Source organism: Allosphingosinicella sp., from assembly GCF_036570505.1.
Lineage (GTDB): Bacteria > Pseudomonadota > Alphaproteobacteria > Sphingomonadales > Sphingomonadaceae > Allosphingosinicella.
On record NZ_DATCYB010000001.1, the window covers coordinates 1 to 2,521 of the forward strand.

Sequence of the window (2,521 nt, forward strand, 5' to 3'; positions counted from 1 at the left end):
CATGGCGCCTTCCTGAATCAGGCGGTCGAAGGTGAACTTCACGTCTTCCGCCGTCATTGGGCTGCCGTCGTGGAAGGTGACGCCCTGGCGCAGCTTGAACTCGTATGTAAGAGGGTCAAGCGCCTTCCAGGACTCCGCCAGCTCCGGCACCACCTTCATGGCGGAGTCGCGCGTCAGCAGGCCGTCGTGCATGTTGCGGATGATAGTCTCAGTTTCGCGATCGCGGTGATTGGCCGGGTCCAAGGTCAGCGCGTCGCTGCTGAAGCCGACTCTGATCTCCGCCGCACCGGCGCCGCTGATCGGCAGCGCGAGCACCGCCGCGATGCCAAGAGCAATCCATTTAGCTTTCATGTGACAGCCTCCCTCAGTTTGTCTTCGAAGCCCCTGTGGCTGGAGGTCTTGTTGTTCTTCGGCAACTCCAGCCGTTGCTGTCACGAGCGGTGCAACTACTATGCCATCGCTTTTCGAGCTTTGCTATTGGGCTGATTCGTAACGGACATTTCCGAAAACACGCCGGCGCTGTGAGGCAGCGTGCTACGCGCTTGCGACGATCAGCGCGATTTCGGCGCGGCACGGCGCGATTTTCGCGCGGTGATGGTTGCAGCTTTCACGGGATACAGCGCGCATCTGCTCGTCCTGTGGCTGGCGTTCCGCCCCGTATCATGGGCATTGGTCCGGTGCCTGCGTCCAGGAAGGCGTTGGAGCGAGCGGGTCTTGCGCTTGACGACATGGATGTGATCGAGATCAATGAAGCGTTCGCCGCGCAGGTGCTGGCCTGCTTGAAGGCGATGGATATCGCTCACGACGATTCGCGAATCAACCCAAACGGCGGGGCCATAGCAATTGGCCATCCTCTCGGGGCCTCCGGTGCGCGCCTGGCTCTTACGGCCGCCCGGCAGTTGAAGCGGACAGGGGGCCGCTACGCGCTCATCACTCTGTGCGTCGGCGTTGGTCAGGGCATTGCGATGGTCATAGAGCGTGCTTGAGGACACGGGCCACTCAGGCGCGCAGCCTGGGCCCATTCACTGCCAAGAATAACGAACTGTCGTCGGCTTTTTTTGTTAGGCGTGTCGTCGTCCGGCTCGGCGGCGGGAAACGGCGTGGCACTCAGTGCACTCATACCGGTAACGACATTCGCCGCAACCTCGTTCTATTCTCTCCAAGAGAAGTGCCGCTTGAGATAAGTCAGAATTGCCTGCTTGGTCTCCACATCCTGCTCCGGCATACCCTGCTTCTCGATCATCCAGTTCCATAGATAATCCCAGCGGCGCGGCGGCACGCGCTGCTGCTTGATGATCGCGAGGGAATGACAGGCTGAGCAGAGATAGAAGGTGTCTTCGACGCCGGGCGTATCCGGCAGATTCCCGTATTCCGGGTTCAAGGCAACGTCGCTTCCCTCTTGTGCTGGGGCATTTGGCCGGTTCGGCCTCATCGGATCGAACCGTTGTGGGTTCGAGGGCGGGGCCATCGGATCGTATCCGCCAGGAGTCGGAGCTTGATTCGCCTGGGCAAGCAGGACATCGGTGTTCTGCTGCCGGTCGGCAGCGTGGCATGCAGCCGCAAAGGAAATCGCCAGCAGGAGCGCGGCGGCTATCGCGCGTGGAGCCTTCATGCATCCGCACTTTAGAAGGATGACCATGGCTCCGGCCACGCCGCTTCCGAGGCGAAGCGGCGTGGCCGGATCGACAGGCATCAGGCTGCGACCAGAGCGATGCGATGCATCATGTTGTTGCCGTAGCCGCGGGGGTTCCATCCCGGCACGACTGGCGGCTGCATGATGCCGTCTTGATCGGTTGCCCGGGCCCAGACTTCGTAATAGCCGGCCTCGGGCAGGGTGACCTGGGCGCGCCAGCGTTGCCAGGCATACCTGTTCGGCGCCGGTTCGAGCTTCGCCTCCGTCCATGTCTGGCCGAAGTCGATCGACACCGCCACGGCTGCCACGTCGCCCTTGCCGGCCCAGGCATGACCGCGCACCTCCGCCGTCTGATTCACTGCCACCTGGCTGCCCGTCTGCGGAAAAGTGACGAGCGACTTCACCGGCATGACGGTCAGGATTTCCATGTCGGATTCGGGTACCTCGGTCCCGGGTGCCACGGGATAGGCGGGAAGCCGATAGGAGTAGCCCGTCATCTTGGCGCCATCGTGAACTTGGTCACGCACCCAGATGCGCGTGAGATGCTTCTGCGATGCGGAACCCGGATAGCCGGGAATGACGAGACGAAGAGGGAAACCATGCAGCGCCGGGACGGGTTGCCCGTTCATCGACCATGCGATCAAGTTTTCCGCTTCCATCGCCTTTTCGATCGGCACGCCGCGCGAGATGACCACCTTCTCGGTATCGCCGGACAGGTGCACGTCGTTCCCGTAGTGTCCGGTATAGACGGCGCTCGACTTCACCCCCGCCGCGCTCAGCACATCCTTCAATCGGACGCCTGACCATTCGGGGCAGCCGACGGCGCCGACGGTCCACTGGTTGCCGGACGCGCCCGGCTGGAAGTAGGTCCTGCAGTTGCCGCCGCCC

At 62.6% G+C, this 2,521-nt stretch carries 3 protein-coding genes and 1 pseudogene; 1 reads left to right on the forward strand and 3 read right to left on the reverse strand.

What is annotated here, in order from left to right; genetic code table 11:
• The coding region (locus VIR62_RS00005) for an ABC transporter substrate-binding protein (RefSeq protein WP_431867603.1) at positions 1-351 on the reverse strand (351 nt) is incomplete at its 3' end.
• A gap of 287 nt (positions 352-638) precedes the next feature.
• Between VIR62_RS00005 and VIR62_RS00010 the strand changes: the two are divergent.
• Positions 639-986, forward strand: a pseudogene (locus VIR62_RS00010) (hypothetical protein); the annotation flags it as partial.
• 164 nt (positions 987-1,150) lie between these two features.
• Here VIR62_RS00010 and VIR62_RS00015 read toward each other — a convergent pair.
• On the reverse strand, positions 1,151-1,693 hold the full coding sequence (locus VIR62_RS00015) for a hypothetical protein (RefSeq protein WP_431867605.1): 543 nt from the start codon (positions 1,691-1,693) through the stop codon (positions 1,151-1,153).
• Positions 1,693-2,521, reverse strand: an 829-nt coding sequence (locus VIR62_RS00020) for a sulfite oxidase (RefSeq protein ID WP_431867606.1), incomplete at its 5' end; no start/stop codon positions are given. The genes VIR62_RS00015 and VIR62_RS00020, both read right to left, overlap by 1 nt.

Bases quoted from the DNA above. Each gene is read 5' to 3' on its own strand.
- VIR62_RS00015 (WP_431867605.1), bottom strand. From the start codon at position 1,693: ATGCCTGTCGATCCGGCCACGCCGCTTCGCCTCGGAAGCGGCGTGGCC.